A 21,816-nucleotide genomic window follows, 5' to 3' on the forward strand; every position below is an offset into this window, starting at 1 on the left:
GTGGCATTACTTGACTATTTTCGCTCACCTAAAAAAGCAACTGCATCAGTAGCCAAAGAAAGGTTACAAATTATAGTTGCGCATGAGCGGTCTCAGCGCGGTACACCTGACTATTTACCGCAACTAAAGCAAGATATCCTTGATGTGATCCGCAAATATGTTCATATCAGTGCAGATCAAGTTCAGGTACAGTTTGAGCAAAACGAAGATGATTTATCAGTCTTAGAATTGAATGTAACACTGCCTGACGATAATCGCCGTTAATATAAAAAGGGTTGCGATTAGCAACCCTTTTAGTTTTACTAATCGCGCCACTCTTTTAAAGTATCACCCAATAATTCGCTTCGCCATCCAGTCATTAGATCAGGGATTAATACCAGCGCCCTATTTTGCTCATTCAGTTTCCAATGCCAACTTAGCAACTGATTAATTTGCTTTTTACTGGCAAAAACATCAATTGGAACGCCTGCATGCTCAGCTACTTTTGTTATTTTTTGTTTAATCAGTTTTGCCGATTTTTTATAATCAGGGTAATCAATTAAACGTGTTACTTTTGCCGGATGGTTTTGTGGATCAATGGCTAATCCAGCTTGAACGCACTCTAATATTTGCTTTCCTGACTTATTTATCTCCATCGGCTCAATCCCTGAGATAGTACGCAATTGATTCATGGATTGCGGTTGACGACGTGCAATTTCAAATAAAGTGGGTTCTTTTAAAATAAAGCCAAGCGCCAAATTCTTCTCTCTTGCTTTATCGCGTCGCCAAACAGCCAATTGATTTAACACCGCCAATTGAGCAGGATGAAGCTGCCACGAATTATTGATATCAATATGAAGCATTTCATCGGGTGTTTGATAGGCGCGCTTGGTGATAAGTAACTCACCTTCACTGATGACAACATTCATCAAATCAAGCGCTTCAATTTCAGTGCGGATCTTCTCAAAACAAGGAAGCAGATAAAATACATCACCAGCAGCATACTCTAATTGGCTAGGGCTAAGAGGTCGCTGAAGCCAATTGGTTCTCGATTCACTTTTATCAATAGTTAAACCCAAAAAGCGCTCAACCATAATTGCAAAACCTAAACAATTAGCACCACCTAGTAAACTCAGCGCAAATTGCGTGTCAAAAATTGAATGAGGAATACAGCCGTGCTTTAAAAAAACTTCGACATCTTCTGACGGTGAATGCAGCACTTTTAAAATCTTTTCATCTGACATTATTTGCCAAAAGAAACTTAAGTCGAGATCACAGCAGGGGTCAATCAAACCTAAATGCGTACCATCAAAGACTTGAATGAGGGCAATTTCAGGATATAAAGTACGCCTGCGCATAAACTCGGTATCAATCGCTAATATAGACTGAGTCGAAATAGCATGCAAAAATTGGTCGAGTTGTGATTGTTCTTGGATATATTGATAGTGCAAGTATGAGCCCCTTTAATAAAAAAGCCGGCAGAGCCGGCTTTTATTAACTTGCTTCTTTTAAGGCACGCCTTAAAATTTTTCCTACATTGGTTTTAGGAAGTTCCTTTCTAAATTCAACGAATTTAGGTACCTTGTAGTTAGTTAGATTCTTACGACAGTGAGCTATTATATCTTTTTCTGTTAAAGATGGGTCTTTTTTCACAACAAAAATCTTAACTTGTTCTCCGCTGACTTCGTGGGCAATACCCACTGCTGCAACTTCAAGCACGCCTGAGTGCATCATACACACTTCTTCGATTTCATTCGGGAACACATTAAAACCAGACACAATAATCATGTCTTTTTTACGATCGACGATATAAAAGAACCCTTCATCGTCATAAGTTGCAATATCACCCGTCGCAAACCATCCATCGTGCATACATTCAGCTGTTGCATCAGGTCGATTATAATACCCTATCATCACTTGTGGACCTTTGACCCAGAGCTCCCCAGCCTCGCCCATAGCAACTTCCTGACCATCCTCACCCATAATTTTGATATCGGTGCTTGGTGCAGGTAAACCAATTGAACCATTATAAGCAGTTAAATCATACGGGCTAATGGTTACTAATGGCGCGCACTCTGTTAATCCATAACCTTCAACTAACCGAGATTTTGTAATCGTTTGCCAGCGCTCAGCCACAGGGCGTTGCACCGCCATGCCTCCACCTAAAGATAATTTAAGAGATGAAAAATCAAGCTCTTCAAATCCTGGGGTATTGAGTAACCCATTAAAGAGTGTATTAACACCAGTGATAGCCGTAAAACGGTTACTTGCTAATTCTTTAACAAACCCTTTCATATCACGAGGATTTGTGATCAGTAGATTTAGTCCGCCATACTTCATAAATGTTAGGCAGTTGGCTGTTAGTGCGAAGATATGGTAAAGCGGTAATGCAGTGACTACGACTTCTTTACCACGTTCAAGTACAGTATCGAGACAACCTGAAACCTGCTCTAGGTTGGCAACCATATTGCCATGACTAAGCATTGCGCCTTTTGAAACGCCTGTTGTGCCACCGGTGTATTGTAAAAACGCTAAATCTAAATGAGTGAGATCAGGTCGTACATAATGACTAACATTAGCGTCAGCCATTAAGCGGGTATATGGGATAACATTAGGTAAAGAAAAAGGAGGGACCATTTTCTTAATATGCTTGACCACAAAGTTAACTAAATGCTTTTTAAGTCCACCGCACATATCACCGATTTCACTGAGAATAATATGTTTGACGTTCGTTTTATCCAGCACTTCTTCAAGTGTGTGTGCAAAATTAGCTAAAATAACAATCGCGGTGGTATCAGAATCATTAAGCTGATGTTCAAGCTCGCGCGCTGTATAAAGAGGGTTTACGTTAACAACTGTACAACCGGCGCGTAGAATTCCCAGTATAGCGACTGGTGTTTGTAGTAAATTAGGCATCATCACTGCGACTTTATCGCCTTTTTTAAGGCCTAAGTCATGTTGCAAATACGATGCGAATTTTTTTGTTGCGATATCAAGTTCTTGATAGCTCAACTCTTTACCCATGTTTGCAAAAGCTGGCAACTGGGCATACTCCGAAAAACTTATCTCAAATAGATCGAGTAGGGAGTTGTAGTGCCTTGGATCTATTTCTGCAGGCATATTTTCTGGATACCTGTTCAGCCAAATTTTATCCACCGTTAGCTCCTCTTATTTTTATTCATTATAGTTACCTTAATTCAACTAAGGTTATTTAACAATTGAGTAATTACTCTAAACGACCACATATCATCACATATTTATTATGAACATACAATTGCCTCAATTCGACAAAGCGATAATCTGTCGTAAAATAGCGGCAAGTGCCTGAGGTTGCTCCATATGACAATGGTGCCCTCCTTCTAATTCATAGCACGAAATCGATTGAAAATCGTGTGCATAGCGAACATAAGCATCGGTAAATCCAGCATTATTTGAACTAGCTAAAATTACATTAGTATGAATACTGATGTTTTTACAGATTGAATGGGCTTGTTCATCACAAAATCGAAATGCAGATGCCAGTTTCAATTTTGGGTCAATTGTGAGTTTAACGCCATTATTTACATTCATGCAATTTCGTTTCATAATTAAACGTGCATTTTCTTCATTTAAATCAGAAACCTGCTTACGCATTGCAATAAGTAAATCTAAACTTGTATATACTTTACTTGTTTTTTTCGATAGGCGTTCTCGGTTATCAAAGGCTTGTTGCAGTTGTTTAACAACATCCTGTGCTGGTGTGGTAATAAAACCAATTCCGTCAATCAAAGTGAGGCTTTTTACTTTTTCAGGAAAACACGCAGTAAATAATGTTGCTACCATTGCCCCCATAGAATGCCCAACCAAGTGAACCGGCTCTTTAATTGTGCTGTTAATTATATTAAGCACATCATCGACATATTCGGTCAAATAGTAGTGTGCTGTTGGATGACGCCAATCAGATAGCCCATGCCCTGGAAAATCAAATGCATAACAATTGTATTGTCCAATAACATTAAATAAGGGAACAAAGCTGTGACAGTTGTCTTGCCAGCCATGTAGGGCAAGTACTGTTGGCTTTCCATGCTCCCCAGCTTTAATCCCTTGCAGTGAAAGGCCATTACTTAACGCAGTGGTTGATTCAAAAATCACACATTCCTCTTTGGGTCGTTAGCTTTTGTTATTTAACGGTAACATACTTAAATTTGTTTTTATTATACAATGAACACCTTAAAATAAAGCCTTCTATAAAATAAGAATATACTATGAAAAATATACTGACTCTCACAGCCTTAGGCCTTCTTTCGTCATCAGTTTATGCTGCTGATGCACCAAAAAATATTATTTATATGATTGGCGATGGTATGGGCCCAGCTTATACCACTGCGTATCGTTATTATTCAGATGATTTATCCACTAAAGAAGTAGAAACAACCGTATTTGATACAATCCTCACTGGCATGGCCCGCACTTTTCCAGATGATCACACTTATGTAACCGATAGTGCAGCAGGAGCAACAGCACTGAGCACAGGTCATAAAAGTTACAACGGCGCAATTGCGGTAGATACCGATAAAAAACCACTCGAAACCATGCTTGAAATTGCCAAAAAGCAAGGTATGTTAACGGCTCTTGTAGCAACATCACAAATAAACCATGCCACTCCGGCCAGTTTTGCAGCCCATAATATTCATCGAAAAAATTACAATGAAATCGCAAATGATTACATAGACAATAAAATTGGCGGCAAACTTCCTGTTGATTTGATGTTAGGCGGTGGAACTGAATATTTTAAACGCCCAGATCGTGACTTAGTCGCTGAATTTATAAAGTCAGGCTATCAATATAGCGATGACTTAACAGCAATTAATAACTTAACAAGTATTCCAGCGCTCGGTCTTTTTGCCAAAACCGCAATGAGATATGCAATAGATTCAACACCCGATCGCCTAACAGTAATGACAAACAAAGCCTTCTCATTACTTGAAAAACAAAGTAAAAATGGTTTTTTTGTCATGATTGAAGGCAGTTTGATTGACTGGTGTGGGCATGCAAATGATATACGCTGTGCGATGGCTGAAATGGATGATTTCGCTCAATCAGTTCAAACGGCAAAAAACTATGTTGATAAACACCCTGACACGTTGTTAGTGATAACAGCGGATCATTCCACTGGGGGTTTAACACTTGGCTCCAATAGTGAATATAAATGGGATACAGAGATAATCAAAGGGATTAACATTAGTGCTAGCCGTCTCGCTAGAAAAATATCAGAAAACGATGATATAAAAACCACATGGGATAAATATGTCACTTGGACTCTTGATAAAGAGCAGCTTGCTTTAGTTAATCAAGCAAAAGGGTTAGGAAAAGAAGCTTTAGAAGCCTCAATAAAAACAATCATTAATAATAAAAGTTATACCGGTTGGACAACCGACGGGCATACCGCTATTGATGTTCAAGTCTTTGCCTACGGTCAAGGTAGCGAAGCCTTCAGAGGTCATTTAAACAATACTGATATTGCAAACAAACTGATTGATTATATCAAGCGATGAGCAAAAAAAGGGAAGCGAGGCTTCCCTTTTTATTATGCATATACATCGACACCAACCAGCAGCTGTACTTCTTCGCGTCGTTGCATGTTAGCAAAACTCTTATAAGTTGAAATGGCTAAACTTGCTTTATTACTTGGCTTGTCATAAATCGTATCCGATTGCGGCAAAATAAACGGGTTATTTTGGGATAAACCCGCCAATGCGTTGGGATCGTTTCGGATATAAGATTGAGCGTGTGGTTTTTGTTCAATTGCTGGGTGTGACTGCTTTTTTGAAAAAGCGGATTTAGCCGACGTTACACCGTAAAGTCGTCCGCCATCCGTTGTTGTAAGAAGAGTCACCGCCATATTCAATTCATATTCTCATACTTGTTAGTGCAGTATAAATCAGCGCATCTATTTGTAAATATGTGTCAATTTATATAATGAGCTATTCGCGCCCTGGTAACTTTTGCCACGTTACAGTATCACGAACATAAACAGGCTGAGCATAAGCAGCGCCTGTCGCCTCACCGGCTTGAAATTTAGCTGCTGCTAATGGCAACATGTACAGGCTATTTGGCAAAGTTATTGATAAATCGACTAAAATGTTGTCGCGGCTCACCGCATCAGGATAAGTTTGCCAACCAGTACCAACAGCAATAGCCGCAACCGATGGCAATACAAGTTCGTCTGGTTTTATTACACACTCTTGCTCAACAAGCTGCGCGAGGCCGGCCTCATTTTTATGATAATGCGCAAAATAAACTTCACTCATTCTGGCGTCTATAGCAACAAACACATCATCGCTATCATGTTTTGCAATCGCCTCTTGTGCCATAACTTGTAAAGTTGAAACACCCACCACAGGCAAGTTTGCTGAATAAGCAAGCCCTTGCGCAATCGACACCCCAATTCTCACCCCTGTAAAACTGCCAGGGCCTTGGCCAAATGCAATAAAGTCGAGCTGAGAAAGTTCACAATTACCTTGTGTTAAAACCTGTTCAATGGTCGGAAGAATTTTTTGGCTGTGCTCTTGCGGGCACACCTCAAAATGACTTGTTGTAGTTTGATATTGTAATGCGACAGATAATGCTTCAGTAGAGGCATCAAATGCTAAAATTATTTGGCTCATATTATTCTATCAATGTTAAGAAGTTAGCTGCTTTATCTAAGTCTCGAGTACGTTGCATTGCAGGTAAACTGGCTAAAAATAACCCACCATATTGGCGAGTAACAAGGCGATTATCACAAAGAACCAAAACCCCTTTATCATTTTGGTCACGGATCAAGCGTCCAACACCTTGTTTTAAAGTAATAACAGCTTGGGGTAGCTGGATTTGTGCAAAAGGATCACCACCTTGCATTTTACAATCTTGCATTTTTGCTTGTAGTAACGGGTCATCCGGTGCCACAAAGGGCAGTTTATCAATAATAACACAGCTTAGGCTACTGCCTCGCACATCGACTCCTTCCCAAAAAGAGGCTGTACCCAGCAAAATAGCATTACCATGGCGAATGTATTTTTCGAGTAAAATTCGTTTTGACGTTTGCCCTTGTACAAAAACAGGATATTCAACAAGTTTACTCAGTCCTTCTGCGACTAAATTCATCATGCGATAGCTAGTAAATAAAATAAAACAACGACCTTTTGCTGCGGCAATTAATTTTAACGATATTTTTACGAGGCTATGTGCCATATCGGGCGAGTTTACTTCTGGCAAATAACGCGGTAAACAAAGCAATGCTTGATTGTGATAATCAAAAGGACTTTCAACAATAAAACTTTTCGCGGGATTTAATCCTAAAGCTAAATTGAAATGGGTTAGGTCGTCTTTTACCGATAACGTAGCAGAGGTAAAGACCCAAGCTGCGTCTGATTTTTCGATTAACGCGGCAAATTTATCTGCAATATTTAAAGGGGTAATATTAAAGGTGACATTACGTTTTGTTGTTTCATACCAATAACTAAATCCATGTGCTTTAGTATCAAACATCAAATCTAACAATTTTCGCAGTGCTACACATCGGTCAAACAAATGGGTCACATTGTCACTGCGATCAAGCGCTAATTTAGTGACTTGATATAAAAAAGTAATGTCATTAATAATTCGCTCTACCGCTCGTTTTACGTTTTCATTTTTATGTGTTTCACGCCAATCACCTCGAGTACTATCAAGGGGAAACTGCAATCTAAAATCAGACACACTGCTTTGCAACTTATCCAGCGCTTTACCTAGCTGGATCATGTCGAACAGTTCAGTGCGATACACCAATCTTAAATCATTGATCAAATCAAAAAGGGATTTTGTACTGACCGATTGACCAAAATATTGGCTAGCAATTTCAGATAACTGATGAGCCTCATCAAATATATAAGCACTGGCGGTTGGGATCAGTTCACCAAATCCGCCTTCTTTAACTGCCATATCAGCAAAAAATAAATGATGATTTACGACGACCAATTCAGCGTCAATTGCTTTTAATCTGGCTTTTTTGATGTAGCAATTATCAAATTCAGGGCATTCTTTACCCAAACAATTTTCTGCTGTTGAAGTAACGTAAGGCAGTACTTTGGCATCTTCTTCAATACCAATGCAGTCTGCCATATCTCCGGTTTTTGTTTCTGTGGCAAATTTGGCGACCATTGCTAATTCGTGCATCACGTCGATATCATCGGTTGGTACATGACTTACATGCTGATTCAAGCGATAGGGACACAAATAATTAGAACGACCTTTGAGCAAGGCTGTTTTTTTACCGATAGTGAGTACTTTTAAAAGCTTTGGTAAATCACGATGATATAACTGTTCTTGCAGGGCTTTTGAACCAGTAGAAATAATCACTTTTTTATCGCTGAGTAACGCAGGTGCCAAATAGGCAAAGGTTTTACCCGTACCCGTTCCCGCTTCTACGACTAATTGCTGCTGCTTTTTAATTACATCTTCAACAGCTAACGCCATATCGATTTGAGCTTGACGAGGCTGATAACCATCGATTTGTAATGCAAGCGGACCTGTTGCACTAAAAATATCTGAAATTAATGGCATAAGTAGAGTTGACTTCACTTCTTTGGAGCAGCAAATTGAACTGATATGGTACGTGAGCGAGCCGATGCTGACTAGTTAAATTATAGAAAAACAGTAGCGTATCAAGTATTAAAAAAACGAATAATTACACCCAAATATCCAGATGCGCGCCCGTTTCGCTCTCTTCATCGTTCAATACTTCTTGATTTTCAGCTTTTGATTTATGCTCTTCCAAACGCTTTAAGTCCTTGTTTATCTTTTTAATTTTCGCATCTTTTATCCCAGCCACATATAAAGAGCGGCGCTCTGATGGAATGATATTAGCGATACGCGGTAAAAAAGGTAAAATGGCATCCATACAACCTCCGATTTAATCCTACAACTACTAGCTATATTATCGGTAGTTATAAGATATTCTAAACTTTTATTTTTTTTATATTGCACGATATAAAAAATAATGTTTATCTATAGGGGAATTAAACACTCTAGCAACATTAAATAAACAAGAGCATTAAACCATGATTTTTAACCTGAACACTATTCATCACCACCATCATTCATCGGAATAGCCTTTCAGGTCTTTCGCTGAGGGGTTATTCCTAAAAAGGAACCTCTAGCGAATTCAAATAGTTTTCATTTTCGCCCCGAGGTTCCCCCTCGGGGTTTTTAGTTTTACTAATTAGGAAAAAGAAAATGACAGATTCAACACGCTTACGCATCGCAATTCAAAAATCAGGCCGTTTATCAACAGACTGCCAAGACTTACTAAAACAACTAGGCATTAAACTTGAACTTCGTGAACAACGTTTAATCGCCCACTCAACTAATATGCCCATCGACGTATTGCGGGTTCGTGATGACGATATTCCAGGGCTTGTTATGGATGGTGTGTGTGATTTAGGCATCGTAGGTGAAAACGTATTAGTTGAAGCATCCGCTGATCGCGCTCGCCAATCACTACCAAGTGAAGTTACAAAATTAGCACAACTTGATTTTGGTTTCTGCCGCCTTGCTCTTGCATGGCCACAAGAATTAGGCCCAAAAGACAAACAGTGGTTTCAAGGTAAGCGCATTGCAACAACCTACCCTGAAATTTTAAGCCAATACTTAAAGCGTGAAAATATTTCTGCCAGTGTGGTTATGCTAACGGGTTCAGTGGAAGTTGCACCACGTGCAGGGCTTGCAGATGCAATTTGTGATTTAGTTTCTACCGGTGCGACTTTAGAGGCCAACGGCTTAATCCAAGGTGAAACTATTTTAGAATCAAACGCTTGTTTAATTCAAAACCCAGCATTAAAAGATGATGCCAAACTTTCTTTAATCAATAAGTTATTGCCGCGCCTACGTGGTGTTAAACAAGCTAAAGAAAGCAAATACATCATGCTGCATGCACCAAAATCACGTCTAAAAGAAATTTGTGCGTTACTCCCAGGCACAGGTCAACCTACCGTTTTAGCACTTGCTGCATCCGATGAGCTTGTTGCGCTCCACATGGTGAGTTCTGAAACCTTGTTTTGGGAAACAATGGAGTCACTTAAAGCCTTAGGCGCAAGCTCGATTCTTGTTATGCCAATTGAAAAAATGATGGAGTAAATCTGATGATCCTGTGGAATGAGGCCACCGTTTTAGAACAACAACGTGCGTTGTTAAGACCTGCGGTAAAACAAAGTCAATCAGTGTTAACGGCAACATCAGCAATCTTAGAGCAAGTAAAACAACGAGGCGATCAAGCTTTGCTCAATTTAGCGCAGCAGTTTGATAATCGCAGCAACGCGCGTTTGTTAGTGCCACACGATGAAATTGCGCAAGCTGCGAACTTATTAACAACTGAGCTTAAAACAGCGATTGATATTGCCTATAACAACATCAAGCAATTTCATCAGGCGCAGCAACCCAAAGCGTTAAAAATTGAAACAACGCCTGGTGTAGTCTGTGAGTTGAAGTATCAAGCCATTGAAGCTGTAGGTATTTATGTACCAGGTGGAAGCGCCCCACTCCCTTCTTCAGTTTTAATGCAAGGTGTACTGGCACAACTTGCAGGGGCACAAACGATTGTACTGGCAACGCCTGTTAAAGGCAGTGAAACAATTAACCCAGCTATTTTATATGCTGCGCAACTGTGTGGCATTAAAACAATTGTTGAAGCCGGTGGCGCTGGTGCCATTGCAGCAATGGCCTATGGTACAGAGTCAGTGCCTAAGGTTTTTAAAATCTTTGGGCCTGGCAATAGTTTTGTCACTATGGCCAAACAATTAGTAGCGCAGCAAGTACCTGGTTTGGCGATTGATATGCCAGCTGGCCCATCTGAAGTATTAGTCATTGCCGATGAGCGTGCTAACCCTGGATTTATTGCGGCAGATTTACTCTCTCAAGCAGAGCATGGCGAAGATTCGCAAGTCGTGTTAGTCACAAACAGTGCTAGCATCATTGCAGCCACACAAGTTGCATTGAGTGATCAACTAAATAGCCTAAGCCGTAAAGACATAGCACGTGCAGCACTTGAAAATTCATCGTTCATTTTAGTTGATTCAATTGAACAAGCATTTGAAGTGTCTGCAAAATATGGTCCTGAACACTTGATATTACAACTAGCTGATGCAACGCCCTATCTTGATTTAGTGAAAAATGCAGGCTCGGTATTTGTTGGTGACTTTACCCCAGAATCGGCAGGTGATTATGCCTCTGGCACCAACCATGTATTACCGACTTATGGTTATAGCCAAGTGTATTCAAGTTTAAACTTACTTGATTTTTATCGCACCTATACCATTCAAACTATTTCAAAAAGTGGCTTAACGGAACTTGCTAAAGCTATATTACCTTTAGCTGCTGCTGAAGGGCTTGATGCCCATGGAAAAGCGGTATCAATCCGATTAGAGAGTATTGCAAATGATTAATTTTATAGAACAATTACTACCAAAAAACATTGCAAACTTAACTGCATATAGTTCTGCAAAAAGTGAAAAAATCACTGGTTCAACGTGGCTCAATGCCAATGAAAGTCCGTTTTCACAACAAATCAGCATTACGCTTGAAGATCTTAATCGATATCCGGAGCCACAGCCCGAAGCAGTGATTAATGCCTATGCGCAATATTGTAATCTTACGTCAAAACAGGTGTTAATGACCCGCGGTGCTGATGAAGGCATAGAGCTACTTATTCGTACTTTTTGTATTCCACAACAAGACAGTATTGCGTTATTTTTACCAACCTATGGCATGTATAAAGTGACTGCCGAAAGTCACAATGTAGCACTAAATGCTCTCACACAAGCTGAATTACAAACAGGTTCAATCGCCTCTTTAATCAAAGAAATTGGCACCAGTAAGCTGGTCTTTATTTGTAATCCTAACAACCCAACAGGTGCAATGGTTTCTGTCGATCGGATAAGAGAAATCAGTGCACAAGTTGGCAGTAAAACACTGATTGTAGTGGATGAGGCATACATTGAGTTTTGCCCTGATCAATCAGCGTTATCGTTACTTGAACAATGCAATAATATCGTCATTTTACGTACGCTTTCTAAAGCATTTGGCCTTGCAGGATTACGCACCGGATTTATGTTATCACGCGAAGAAGTGCTTGCGCCTGTTCGTAAAGTGATTGCGCCCTACCCAGTTTCAACTGTGGTTGCGCGCATTGCAGCTCATGCACTAACAGCAAGCTCCATTGCTACCATGCAACAACAAGTCATTGAGTTAAACCAATTTAAACAACAATTAATTAAACAATGTAAGCAATCAAGTGCCATAAAATCGGTGTTAACTGGTGAAGGTAACTTTGTGACTGTGCAACTCAATAGCGTCAGTGTGCTCGACATTGCAAAAGAAATGGGATTAATCATGCGCCCATTTACTCTTTTTGGTTCAAATGCTTGGCTCAGGATCAGCATTGGTAATCAACAAGAACTTCAACAAGTATCCATTTGGCTCGATGCCATCAATCAACAATAAGAGTAAGCAGTAATGAGTTTTCCCTATTTATTTATTGACCGCGATGGCACCCTGATTTATGAGCCAATCGAAGATAAACAAGTCGACAGTGTTGCCAAAGTAAAATTAGAACCGGGCGTCATCCCTGCGCTGCTGCAATTACAAGCTGCGGGATATCGTTTAGTGATTGTCTCTAATCAAGATGGTTTAGGCACTGATTCATTCCCTGAAGCAAATTATCATGTGGCACAAAACCACATGATGGATATTTTCACCAGCCAAGGGGTTAAATTTGAAGACGTATTAATTTGCCCACACTTTAGCGAAGATAACTGCACCTGCCGCAAGCCTAAAACAGGGCTTATGACTGGTTATTTGCGTTCAGGCAAGGTTGATTTATCACGCTCTTTTGTCATTGGCGATCGCCAAACGGATATCGGCTTGGCCGAAAACATAGGTTGCGAAGGCATTTTGTACCAAGGTGATTGGCAAAGTATTACCACGCGTTTATTAACACCTAACCGCTGTGCCCTAATTGAGCGTAATACGAAAGAAACCCAAATTGCACTTAGGCTAAATTTAGATAGCCCAGCAAAAGGCAGTATTGAAACAGGGCTTGGATTTTTCGACCATATGCTAGATCAAATTCGCACCCACGCCAATATTGAATTGGACATTAAAGCCTCGGGTGATTTATACATCGATGAACACCATCTAGTGGAAGACATTGGCATTGCGCTGGGCCAAGCAATCAAAACCGCTCTTGGTACAAAATCACAAATCGCACGCTATGGGTTTGCCTTGCCAATGGACGAATGTAAAGCTGAAGCCCAGATTGACTTATCTGGTCGTGCATCGTTTGTACTGAATGCCAATTTTAGCCGCGAAAAAGTCGGCGATATGGATGTCCAAATGGTCGAACACTTTTTTAAAAGCCTGACTGATAACGCAGCATTAAGCTTAATTTTGTCAATTAGTGATGGCAATTGTCACCACCAAGTTGAAGGATTGTTTAAAGCATTTTCACGCGCACTTAGAATGGCCATAGCGAAAGACGCCACTCAAGTATTAGCCAGCTCAAAGGGAATGTTATGATTGCTATCATCAATACCGGTTGTGCCAATATCAATTCAGTCCGATTTGCCTTTGAGCGATTAAATTGCCCTACCGAGGTGATAAGCCACCCAGATCAATTGATTAATTTTGACCGTGCAGTGCTGCCAGGCGTTGGCCATGCAAGTGTTGCGATGAAACGCTTAATTGATGGCGGCTGGCAATCAGCCATTACTGAGTATCAAAAGCCATTGATGGGCATTTGTTTAGGAATGCAATTGCTATGCGAATCGACTGAAGAAGGGCATGTCGATACCTTAGGCGTGATCCCTGGCAAAGTATCGTTACTTGAGACAGGACAACTCACATCACCGCACATGGGCTGGAATAATTTGCACGTTGAGTCAGCTCATGCTCTTACTCAGGGCTTATTAGCATCGGATCAAGTCTATTTTGTGCATAGTTTTGCCCATCGCGTTAACAGTGCAACCTTAGTCAGTGGTGAATATGGCGAGCGATTTTCAGCCATTGTGACCAAAGATAATTTTGCTGGTATGCAATTTCATCCTGAGCGCTCAGCCAAAGTCGGTGCCCGCTTATTAACTAATTTTATTGAATGGCGCATTTAAGCGACCAAAAACAGAGAGACTTAACCTGTGATCATTCCAGCATTAGATGTTTTACAAAACCAAATTGTTCGTCTGTACCAAGGCAAATACGATACAGCACAATTTTACCCATATGAGTTAGGTGCTCGCTTAGCCGAATACGCAAGAAGCGGCGCGTCTAAATTACATTTAGTCGACTTAGAGGGCGCTCGAGATCCGAGCAAAAAACAATGGCAACACATTCAAAAAGCATTAGAAGGGCTCAACGTACCCTTTCAAATCGGCGGCGGCATTCGAAGCGAGTCAGACATCAGCACTTGGCTAGCAGCAGGCGCGAAGCAAGTAGTAATTGGCTCGATGGCTGTGGAGAAGAGCGAGACTGTGAAAGCTTGGATAGACCAATTTGGCCCAGAGAAATTTGTAATCGCTTTGGACGTGAACAAGACTGAAAACGGCTGGCTTCCGGCAACCCATGGTTGGCTTAACAATGCAGAACTTGGATTATTTGAGTTAGTTGCTTTTTACAAAGCGCTTGGCGTCAATGAGTTCTTATGCACGGACATCAGTAAAGATGGCACCATGACAGGCCCGTCATTTCCTTTGTACCAAGACTTACTGGCTGAATTTCCGGATATCCAAGTTCAAGCCTCAGGTGGCGTAAGCTCCCTTGATGATATTGCTAAATTAAAAGTACTGGGTGTGAGCGGCATTATTTTAGGTAAATCATTATTAGATGGTGCCTTCAGTGTTGAGGAGGCCATTGCATGTTGTCCAAACGCATAATTCCTTGCTTAGACGTTAAAAATGGCCAAGTAGTTAAAGGTGTAAAATTCAAAGAACATGAAATAATTGGTGATATTTTACCCCTTGCCCAAGCTTATAGCGACGCAGGTGCCGATGAACTGGTGTTTTACGAGATCAGTGCCAGTGTTGAAAAAAGACTGCTTGATTTAACTTGGGTCGAAACGATTGCACGCCATATTGATATTCCGTTTTGTGTTGCCGGTGGCATTAAATCAGTAAGCGATGCGGGTCGAGTACTCGAACAAGGCGCTGATAAAATCAGCATTAACAGCCCCGCCATCGCAAATCCACAGTTAATCAAACAGTTACATGATGAGTTTGGTAAACAATGTGTGGTTGTCGGTATCGACAGTTTTTATGACCAAGAAACAAATCAATATTTAGTTTACCAGCTGACAGGCGATCCCAATGCCTCTTCACGCACCCGTTACACCACCATGGATTGGGTTAAGCAAGTGCAAGATTTAGGCGCAGGTGAAATTGTTTTAAACTGCATGAACCAAGATGGTGTGCGTAATGGGTACGATATCGAACAACTCAATTTAATTCGTGAACACTGCCATGTACCGCTCATAGCATCTGGCGGAGCAGGTACAATGCAAGACTTTGTTGATGTTTTTCAACAAGCAAATGTTGATGGTGCACTGGCGGCAAGTGTGTTTCATAAAAACATCATTGATATTCCAGATCTCAAACAATTTTTAGCCAAAAATCAGGTGGCAACTCGACTATGAAGTTAGATTTAAGCAATTATCAAAACCTAGACTTTGCAAAAAGTGAACTGATCCCTGCGATTGTTCAAGATATCGCAACTGGCACAGTATTAATGCAAGGCTTTATGAATAAGGCTGCACTGGAGCAAACTTTAACCACCGAAAAAGTGACCTTTTATAGTCGTTCAAAAGAGCGGTTATGGGTCAAAGGTGAAAGTTCCAAAAATTACTTACATGTAATTGATATTCATACTGATTGTGATCATGACTCCATTTTGATTTTAGCAACACCTGATGGCCCAACCTGTCATTTAGGCACACAAAGTTGTTTTCCTGGTGCAACACCGGATTGGGCATTTCTGGGTCAACTCAACCGCGTCATTGAATCACGTAAAACAGCGTCACCAGAAAGTAGTTATACAGCTTCGTTGTTCGCTAAGGACATTAGTCGCAGTGCGCAAAAAGTCGGTGAAGAAGGCGTAGAGGTTGCACTTGCAGCAGTCAAACAAGACCGTGAGGAGCTTATCAATGAATCTGCCGATTTATTATTCCATCTACTGGTTTTATTACAAAAAGCAGATGTCCCTGTGACTGAAGTGATTGCTAATTTAGAGAAGCGCCACAAATAAACGATATACATCAAGCAGAGTTAAATCGGCTTTCGCTGGTTTAACTCTTAACTTGATAACAGATTTTGAAGGCATGGTTGACGCTCATTTTAGAAAATCATTTGGACTGTGCTTATGGCATTTTCCTTCAGTCTGACAGCAAGTCTCGCCTCATTCATTGCCAAACAATGTCACAATTGGTTTGTAAGGCTGATACAATAACAACTTGTAGCAAAATCAAAAGAAGTCGTTTACACAATGAAAAAAGCCAAACAAAATCAATTTAAAACCGCCTGTATTGGGCAGTGCCATCGTTTAAGCGGATACTGTACCGGCTGCGGTCGAACAGAAGATGAAATTTATGATTGGATTTTATTAACACAAAGAGAGCGTGATGTGATTTTAAACACACCACGTGCAGATGCTCATTTAGATAAAAAAAGACCTACCCAATAATTACAAGCAATTTACTCATCGTTGCACTTATGGTCTCGTTTTTTGATAATGGTTAACCAATCAAGACTAACACCAGAAATTGCATTAAATCGAGCAACACGAAACATTATATTGAGTAATTTAGGTCGTGGTCGAATATTCGGTTCGACTGAACGTGGAATAAACCATAAAGTAACTAACCCCCGTAAGACACTCGAAACAAAAAATACTAAAAATAATGGATGTGCTTGCCACGCGCTAATCTCAAGATAATTTACAATCTCTGGGGCATGAGATGCAATTTGCCCTCCGACCATTGCGCCAACAAAAACCATAGCTGCACCTAACGCAGATTGCAGTGCGGCGTAGGTCGCAAAGTCAGACCTAAAAGGCCTAATATCATATAAATAATTTGCCGTACTGAGCGTAAAGCCGCTCCATGCAAAACCAGAGAGCATCTGAATCAATAAAATGTAATAAAAATCAGCCGAAAATAGCCATGTCAGCGGTAAGGTTGGAATTAAACAGCTCGTAATGATCATCACTAAGCGATTGCCGAACTGATCGCTGTATCGCCCCCAAAACTTTAGCGTTAAAAATTGTGTCATTATCGATGCAACACTGGTTAAAACGAATTCAAAGTAACTGAATTTTAGGTCTTCTAACATATAGACGGCAAAAAATGGAGCTGATATTGCCACCATGGCTTGCATTAAACCTACAAACAAACTGTAATGACGAAAAGTTTGGTCTTTCCAAGCTGCTCTAAAATTACTAAAGGTACTACCAAACACGCCTTGTTCTTTTTCATGTACATGAACAGGATCGTGCATTTTATACAGTAGAAATGCTGAGATAAACCGACCCATAGCAGCAATAGAAAATAACAATGTGAATCCTAACCAGGCCATCGCCATTGAGTCAGTGAGCGACAAAATTCCACCACCAATAAAAAACATACTCAACGATGAAATCATGGTGAGTCGAGTACGTGATGCAAAAAAAGCACCTCTTCTTCGCCTAGGAACAACACTGCCCATCCAAGCCCGCCAATGCGGTTGGATTAAATTCAAGCAAGCATGATAAAGCACCGCAAAAATAATAAAGTAATAAACTGCATCATCAGGGCTTAATGTTGCCAGAAGCGCGATTGTCGCTACAATAATTGCCTGCAATAAAGCGCAAGTGACTATAAACGAACGCCGATTAAAATGGCTCGCAAGCCAAACAGATATTAGCTGAGCAGCTGCACCAAACAATTGGGGTAAGCCAGTAACTAACCCCATTTGAGCCATTGATGCACCGAGTGAAATAGCATAGGCATTAAAAAAATTATCACTGGTGGCTGTCATAGTAGAAGAAGCTACAGCTTCTTTTTGAGAACACTTTAACGTGCTACGTAGCCAAGTACGCCTAGTTGGTTTTATCACACCGTCGTTTTGCATTGTTATAACTAATTTACCCGTAAAAAGAACTAATGATCAACTACCTACATAATAGAAGTAGTATGACCTAGCCAAAGTTATAACTCTAGCCAGTTTTATCGTTTTGTCTGTTTAAATAAAAAAGCACCTCATATTGAAGTGCTTTTGTAATACCAAGAAAATAGAATTATTAATTAACTAAATCTAATCCAATCCATGCTTTGTATAAACTTTTTTGCTGCTCTGATGGCTCATTAACAACCTGAATGACTTTATCTTTATCCGATTTTTGAGCTAAAACCAATTCTGTTTTAAGCAAGGTATCGCGGCGGAAAAAATCAAGCTTTAGTGTTTGGCCTACTTTAAATTGAGCAAAATACCCATTTAAATCTGCTGGTACTTTATGACCATTAACGGCAACAATTACATCACCCGAAGTTAAGCCAGCTTTCCACGCTGCGCCATTTCGTTTTACTGCGCTAAGTGTTGGTAGTTCACTCCCCGCACGTGCCGAAAATTCAGGATCGGCGACAAACTTAGTTTCTTTAGGATAGACTAACTCAAGCCCTATCACACCAAGCAAATGCTCAAAGTCTAAGTTCGCGGGTGCATCAACGTTTTGTGCCCACCAGCCTGTATAATCAGCACCTGTTAACTGTTGTAAAATGGTCTTAACGTCTTGCTCTGTAAAGCCTTTAGGCAATGAAAAATCTTGATATAGCGCATTGTGCACATCACGATAACTTTTTTTACCTTGGGTTTTTTCGAGTATATCAATATCAAGGGCGAATGAAATTAAAGCACCTTCAGAATAAATGTTGGTACTAAAATTACGACCATGGTCGCCTCCTTGATTAATCCATTTGTCAAAACTAGTATCAGCAGCAGACTGCACTTCTCTGCCAGGCGTTTCAAGATGACGATTTATCGACTTAGCTAACCCTTTATAGAGTTCCTTCGTCGTTTTAATACCGCTTCGTAATAATAAATGATCTTCTAAATAACTGGTTGACCCTTCAGAAATCCACAACATACGGCTGTAATTTGGATTAATATAATCGTAAGGAACTAATCCTTGAGGGCGATACGCTTTAACATTCCAAGTGTGGATAAATTCATGAGCTGCTGTTGATATAAACTCAAGGTAATCTTCGCGTTTATGAAAGCTTTCGCGGTAGCGTTGAATGATGGTCGAATTTAAATGCTCTGTTGCCCCGCGTGCACCAGAGGTTGCATGCACCATAAAAACATAGCGCTCAAATGGATAACCTTGCCAAATCACATCGCCCGTTTTAACTAACTTTTTTAAATCGCTTAGCATTAAATCAACATCATAATTCCCATGACCCCAAATAACTAACTCATATTGACGCCCATCTACTTCAAATTCATACCATTGGTTAATACCAGTTTCGATTGGAGAATCAATAAGCACATCGACATTAGGGGCTACAAATGAATGCTTGTTTTTACCTTGGTTCAAACCAGAGACACTACGCCACTTTTTAGGCACATCTAATTGCACCGTGATAGGCTCGTCTCTAAAGCTCTCGCTGTACATAAAAAAACCGGATGCATCAATGTAAGCATGGCTGTCATCAATATGACGCGAACGATTACCCAGCTCATTTGCATACACTTGATAGTTAATCGTAATGCTTGCAGGCTCAAGTAATTCAACACGCCAAGTACTCTTTTCTACCTTGTACCAACTTAATGCTTTGCCTGACGCATCTTTTGCTTCAAAAAAACGAACACCATTGGCCAAATTCAACTCTTCATAGCGACCTGTTCGCCAAGAAGGAAGTTTCACATCTAAATAAGACTGAGCTGTTTTTGGGAATTGCACCACAACGTTTGAAAGATGATGTTCAGGCTGATTAATTTCAAGTTTATAGTTAACATCGGCAAAAAGGGGCGCTGATGATAAAAGCAACAAAAAAGAAGCTAATGATGATAGTTTGTGCACTCGGAATTCCTTATTCATTATTATCCTTTGAGGGTAACAAGTGCGCACACTATTTTCTAGCCTTTGCGATAAGTAACTGAATCGATTTATGTACAGTATTTAAGAAGGAAATTTAACTTAAAGCATGGAGTTATTGGGTGTTTTGCATATAATCAACTTAGTCTTCAAAGTTAAGTAGTAGAAGGAATAAGAACGTCTGTGTCAAACCATAAGGAAATAGAGTCTCTAGAAAAGAAACTCGCATCAACCATTCAAAGTCGTAATGTCATTGAACAAGCTCGCCATGCTCAAGTATCCACTTTAGTGCAGTTTGTATCAAAACTATCTTTGGCCTGTAAAGGGATTGATATTGAACTGGATAATCGTTTAGCAAACTTTCGCTCTTTGATAAGTAAAGGTATCGACTTTGATAGGCTGAAACCTTTAATTGATGACATAAGCATTATTTTGCAGCAACAAGAAAGCCGCCAAAATGCGAATATAAGAGAATTACACCAAACGGTTAACGACGCAGGTAAACGACTTCAACAGTCAAAAGGTGTACCTGATGACTTACGTCGTAGTTTACGTAATTTATTAACCAACGGGTTAAATGATATTAAAGCCACACAAGATTTCGTACCCGTACTTTCTAATCTTGTCGAAATTTACCATCAAGTACTTAATAATAAACACGGTGATTTAAGTTCAGATCCACACGCACTTTCTCCTGATTTAGCCAATGAATTACTCAATTTAACCAGCGAGCTTGCCTTTGAAGGCGAAAGCGCTAAAAAAATAGACCATATAAAACAACGTATCTCTTCTAACCATCAGCTTAATGTATTGCTAGAGAGCTGTATTAATATTATTCGTCTTATTGTTTCAACCATTTCTCAAGAACGGCAAACCGCTCAAAGTTTTTTATTTGCAATTAACGAAACGCTTTCTTTATTGCATAAAACACTACTCGATTCCGTCAATCGTTCAAAAGATGTCGGCCATAAAATGGCTGAGTTAAATCAAAAAATTGAAGAAAAAATCTCTCAACTTAATGATCAAAGCCAACAAGCTAATTCAATAACAGAACTAAAACTGATTGTCGGCAAAAAACTAGAAGCCCTCACTTTAGATATAAAATATAAAGAAGAACTCGAAGTACAAGAGCGTGAATGTATTACCGAATCATTAAAAGTAATGCAAACAAGAATTGATACCCTTGAAAATGAAACAGCCGTTTATCGAGAGCGTTTAGCAGAACAAAAATTCAAAAGCTTACAAGATAGCTTAACAAAGTTACCAAACAGAGCCGCTTTTGATGAACGTTTTCAACTCGAATTTAATAGTTTTAAACGGAACAATAAAAGTTTATGCCTTGTAGTGATTGATGTTGATCACTTCAAACGAATAAACGACAGCTTTGGCCACAGTGCAGGCGATAAAACATTACAGGTCATTGCAAGTGCATTGAAAAAAACGGTGCGTAATACGGATTTTATAGCGCGGTTTGGCGGCGAAGAATTTATTATTATTATGCCTGATACCGATTTAAAACAAATAATTCAACCACTTGAAAAAATCAGAAAAGCGATAAAAGCCATTCCGTTTAAATTTAAAGATAATAATGTACAAATTACAATTTCGATTGGTGCAACCCAATTTATGTCAATCGATACCACACAAGAAGTCTTTGATCGTGCCGATGAAGCACTGTATGAAGCTAAAAGAACTGGACGAGACAGGTTAGTTATTAAAAAATAAATATTGCCT

General features: G+C 39.9%; 21 protein-coding genes. 12 read left to right on the forward strand and 9 right to left on the reverse strand.

Going from position 1 to position 21,816, the window contains the following annotated elements; all coding sequences use genetic code 11:
• Positions 1 to 264, forward strand: a complete 264-nt coding sequence (gene minE, locus AC3KZC_RS17600; RefSeq protein WP_009836643.1) for a cell division topological specificity factor MinE — start codon at positions 1 to 3, stop codon at positions 262 to 264.
• A gap of 38 nt (positions 265 to 302) precedes the next feature.
• Here minE and rnd read toward each other — a convergent pair whose 3' ends face one another.
• The 3 genes from rnd to AC3KZC_RS17615 form a co-directional block, all read right to left on the reverse strand.
• Complete coding sequence (gene rnd / locus AC3KZC_RS17605) at positions 303 to 1,430, reverse strand: ribonuclease D (RefSeq protein WP_490577267.1); 1,128 nt, start codon at positions 1,428 to 1,430, stop codon at positions 303 to 305.
• 43 nt (positions 1,431 to 1,473) lie between these two features.
• Entirely contained in the window at positions 1,474 to 3,135 is a 1,662-nt protein-coding gene (fadD, locus tag AC3KZC_RS17610) for a long-chain-fatty-acid--CoA ligase FadD (protein WP_490577268.1), read from the reverse strand.
• Between the two features lie 123 nt (positions 3,136 to 3,258).
• Positions 3,259 to 4,110 carry an alpha/beta fold hydrolase gene (locus AC3KZC_RS17615; RefSeq protein ID WP_490577269.1) on the reverse strand — a complete coding sequence of 284 codons (852 nt, stop codon included), beginning with the start codon at positions 4,108 to 4,110 and terminating at the stop codon, positions 3,259 to 3,261.
• A gap of 113 nt (positions 4,111 to 4,223) precedes the next feature.
• Between AC3KZC_RS17615 and AC3KZC_RS17620 the strand changes: the two genes are divergently transcribed.
• Positions 4,224 to 5,513: an alkaline phosphatase gene (locus tag AC3KZC_RS17620; RefSeq protein WP_490577270.1), complete on the forward strand. Its 1,290-nt coding sequence runs from the start codon at positions 4,224 to 4,226 to the stop codon at positions 5,511 to 5,513.
• Between the two features lie 32 nt (positions 5,514 to 5,545).
• On the opposite strand, the gene AC3KZC_RS17625 is transcribed toward AC3KZC_RS17620, so the two are convergent.
• The 4 genes from AC3KZC_RS17625 to AC3KZC_RS17640 form a co-directional block, all read right to left on the reverse strand.
• Positions 5,546 to 5,860 carry a hypothetical protein gene (locus tag AC3KZC_RS17625; RefSeq protein ID WP_490577271.1) on the reverse strand — a complete coding sequence of 105 codons (315 nt, stop codon included), beginning with the start codon at positions 5,858 to 5,860 and terminating at the stop codon, positions 5,546 to 5,548.
• 82 nt (positions 5,861 to 5,942) lie between these two features.
• Positions 5,943 to 6,626, reverse strand: coding sequence for a tRNA (adenosine(37)-N6)-threonylcarbamoyltransferase complex dimerization subunit type 1 TsaB (gene tsaB, locus AC3KZC_RS17630; RefSeq protein ID WP_490577272.1), 684 nt, complete (start codon positions 6,624 to 6,626; stop codon positions 5,943 to 5,945).
• Position 6,627: 1 nt separating this feature from the next.
• Positions 6,628 to 8,541, reverse strand: a complete 1,914-nt coding sequence (yoaA, locus tag AC3KZC_RS17635) for a DNA repair helicase YoaA (protein ID WP_490577273.1) — start codon at positions 8,539 to 8,541, stop codon at positions 6,628 to 6,630.
• Between the two features lie 124 nt (positions 8,542 to 8,665).
• Positions 8,666 to 8,878: a hypothetical protein gene (locus tag AC3KZC_RS17640; protein ID WP_490577274.1), complete on the reverse strand. Its 213-nt coding sequence runs from the start codon at positions 8,876 to 8,878 to the stop codon at positions 8,666 to 8,668.
• A 335-nt stretch (positions 8,879 to 9,213) separates the two neighbouring features.
• On the opposite strand from AC3KZC_RS17640, the gene hisG reads away from it, so the two are divergent.
• The 9 genes from hisG (at position 9,214) to AC3KZC_RS17685 (ending at position 16,695) form a co-directional block, all read left to right on the forward strand.
• Positions 9,214 to 10,113, forward strand: coding sequence for an ATP phosphoribosyltransferase (gene hisG, locus AC3KZC_RS17645; RefSeq protein WP_490577275.1), 900 nt, complete (start codon positions 9,214 to 9,216; stop codon positions 10,111 to 10,113).
• Between the two features lie 5 nt (positions 10,114 to 10,118).
• A complete protein-coding gene (gene hisD, locus AC3KZC_RS17650) occupies positions 10,119 to 11,417 on the forward strand; it encodes a histidinol dehydrogenase (protein ID WP_490577276.1) in 1,299 nt (432 codons plus the stop codon).
• The gene (gene hisC / locus AC3KZC_RS17655) at positions 11,410 to 12,474 is read left to right on the forward strand and encodes a histidinol-phosphate transaminase (protein ID WP_490577277.1); all 1,065 of its coding nucleotides are present in this window, start codon (positions 11,410 to 11,412) and stop codon (positions 12,472 to 12,474) included. The genes hisD and hisC overlap by 8 nt, the downstream gene beginning before the upstream one ends.
• A 12-nt stretch (positions 12,475 to 12,486) precedes the next feature.
• Positions 12,487 to 13,548, forward strand: a complete 1,062-nt coding sequence (hisB, locus tag AC3KZC_RS17660; protein ID WP_305975269.1) for a bifunctional histidinol-phosphatase/imidazoleglycerol-phosphate dehydratase HisB — start codon at positions 12,487 to 12,489, stop codon at positions 13,546 to 13,548.
• Positions 13,545 to 14,135, forward strand: a complete 591-nt coding sequence (hisH, locus tag AC3KZC_RS17665; RefSeq protein ID WP_490577278.1) for an imidazole glycerol phosphate synthase subunit HisH — start codon at positions 13,545 to 13,547, stop codon at positions 14,133 to 14,135. The genes hisB and hisH overlap by 4 nt, the downstream gene beginning before the upstream one ends.
• Positions 14,136 to 14,162: 27 nt before the next feature.
• Positions 14,163 to 14,897 (forward strand): 1-(5-phosphoribosyl)-5-[(5-phosphoribosylamino)methylideneamino] imidazole-4-carboxamide isomerase, encoded by a 735-nt coding sequence (locus AC3KZC_RS17670; protein WP_490577279.1) that lies wholly within the window; start codon positions 14,163 to 14,165, stop codon positions 14,895 to 14,897.
• Positions 14,879 to 15,652 (forward strand): imidazole glycerol phosphate synthase subunit HisF, encoded by a 774-nt coding sequence (hisF, locus tag AC3KZC_RS17675; RefSeq protein ID WP_490577280.1) that lies wholly within the window; start codon positions 14,879 to 14,881, stop codon positions 15,650 to 15,652. The genes AC3KZC_RS17670 and hisF overlap by 19 nt, the downstream gene beginning before the upstream one ends.
• Positions 15,649 to 16,260, forward strand: a complete 612-nt coding sequence (gene hisIE, locus AC3KZC_RS17680) for a bifunctional phosphoribosyl-AMP cyclohydrolase/phosphoribosyl-ATP diphosphatase HisIE (protein ID WP_490577281.1) — start codon at positions 15,649 to 15,651, stop codon at positions 16,258 to 16,260. Before hisF ends, hisIE begins: the two co-directional genes overlap by 4 nt.
• Before the next feature lie 237 nt (positions 16,261 to 16,497).
• Complete coding sequence (locus tag AC3KZC_RS17685; protein ID WP_490577282.1) at positions 16,498 to 16,695, forward strand: DUF1289 domain-containing protein; 198 nt, start codon at positions 16,498 to 16,500, stop codon at positions 16,693 to 16,695.
• Positions 16,696 to 16,706: 11 nt separating this feature from the next.
• Here the strand turns inward: AC3KZC_RS17685 and AC3KZC_RS17690 are convergent, their stop codons facing one another.
• Together AC3KZC_RS17690 and AC3KZC_RS17695 are read right to left on the reverse strand one after the other, a co-directional pair.
• Positions 16,707 to 18,119 (reverse strand): MFS transporter, encoded by a 1,413-nt coding sequence (locus AC3KZC_RS17690; protein ID WP_490577283.1) that lies wholly within the window; start codon positions 18,117 to 18,119, stop codon positions 16,707 to 16,709.
• Positions 18,120 to 18,288: 169 nt separating this feature from the next.
• The gene (locus tag AC3KZC_RS17695; protein WP_490577284.1) at positions 18,289 to 20,085 is read right to left on the reverse strand and encodes a M61 family metallopeptidase; all 1,797 of its coding nucleotides are present in this window, start codon (positions 20,083 to 20,085) and stop codon (positions 18,289 to 18,291) included.
• Positions 20,086 to 20,265: 180 nt separating this feature from the next.
• Between AC3KZC_RS17695 and AC3KZC_RS17700 the strand changes: the two genes are divergently transcribed.
• Positions 20,266 to 21,807: a GGDEF domain-containing protein gene (locus AC3KZC_RS17700; RefSeq protein ID WP_490577285.1), complete on the forward strand. Its 1,542-nt coding sequence runs from the start codon at positions 20,266 to 20,268 to the stop codon at positions 21,805 to 21,807.
• Positions 21,808 to 21,816 lie beyond the last annotated feature (9 nt).

The organism is Pseudoalteromonas sp. J2K-J031, assembly GCF_058197095.2.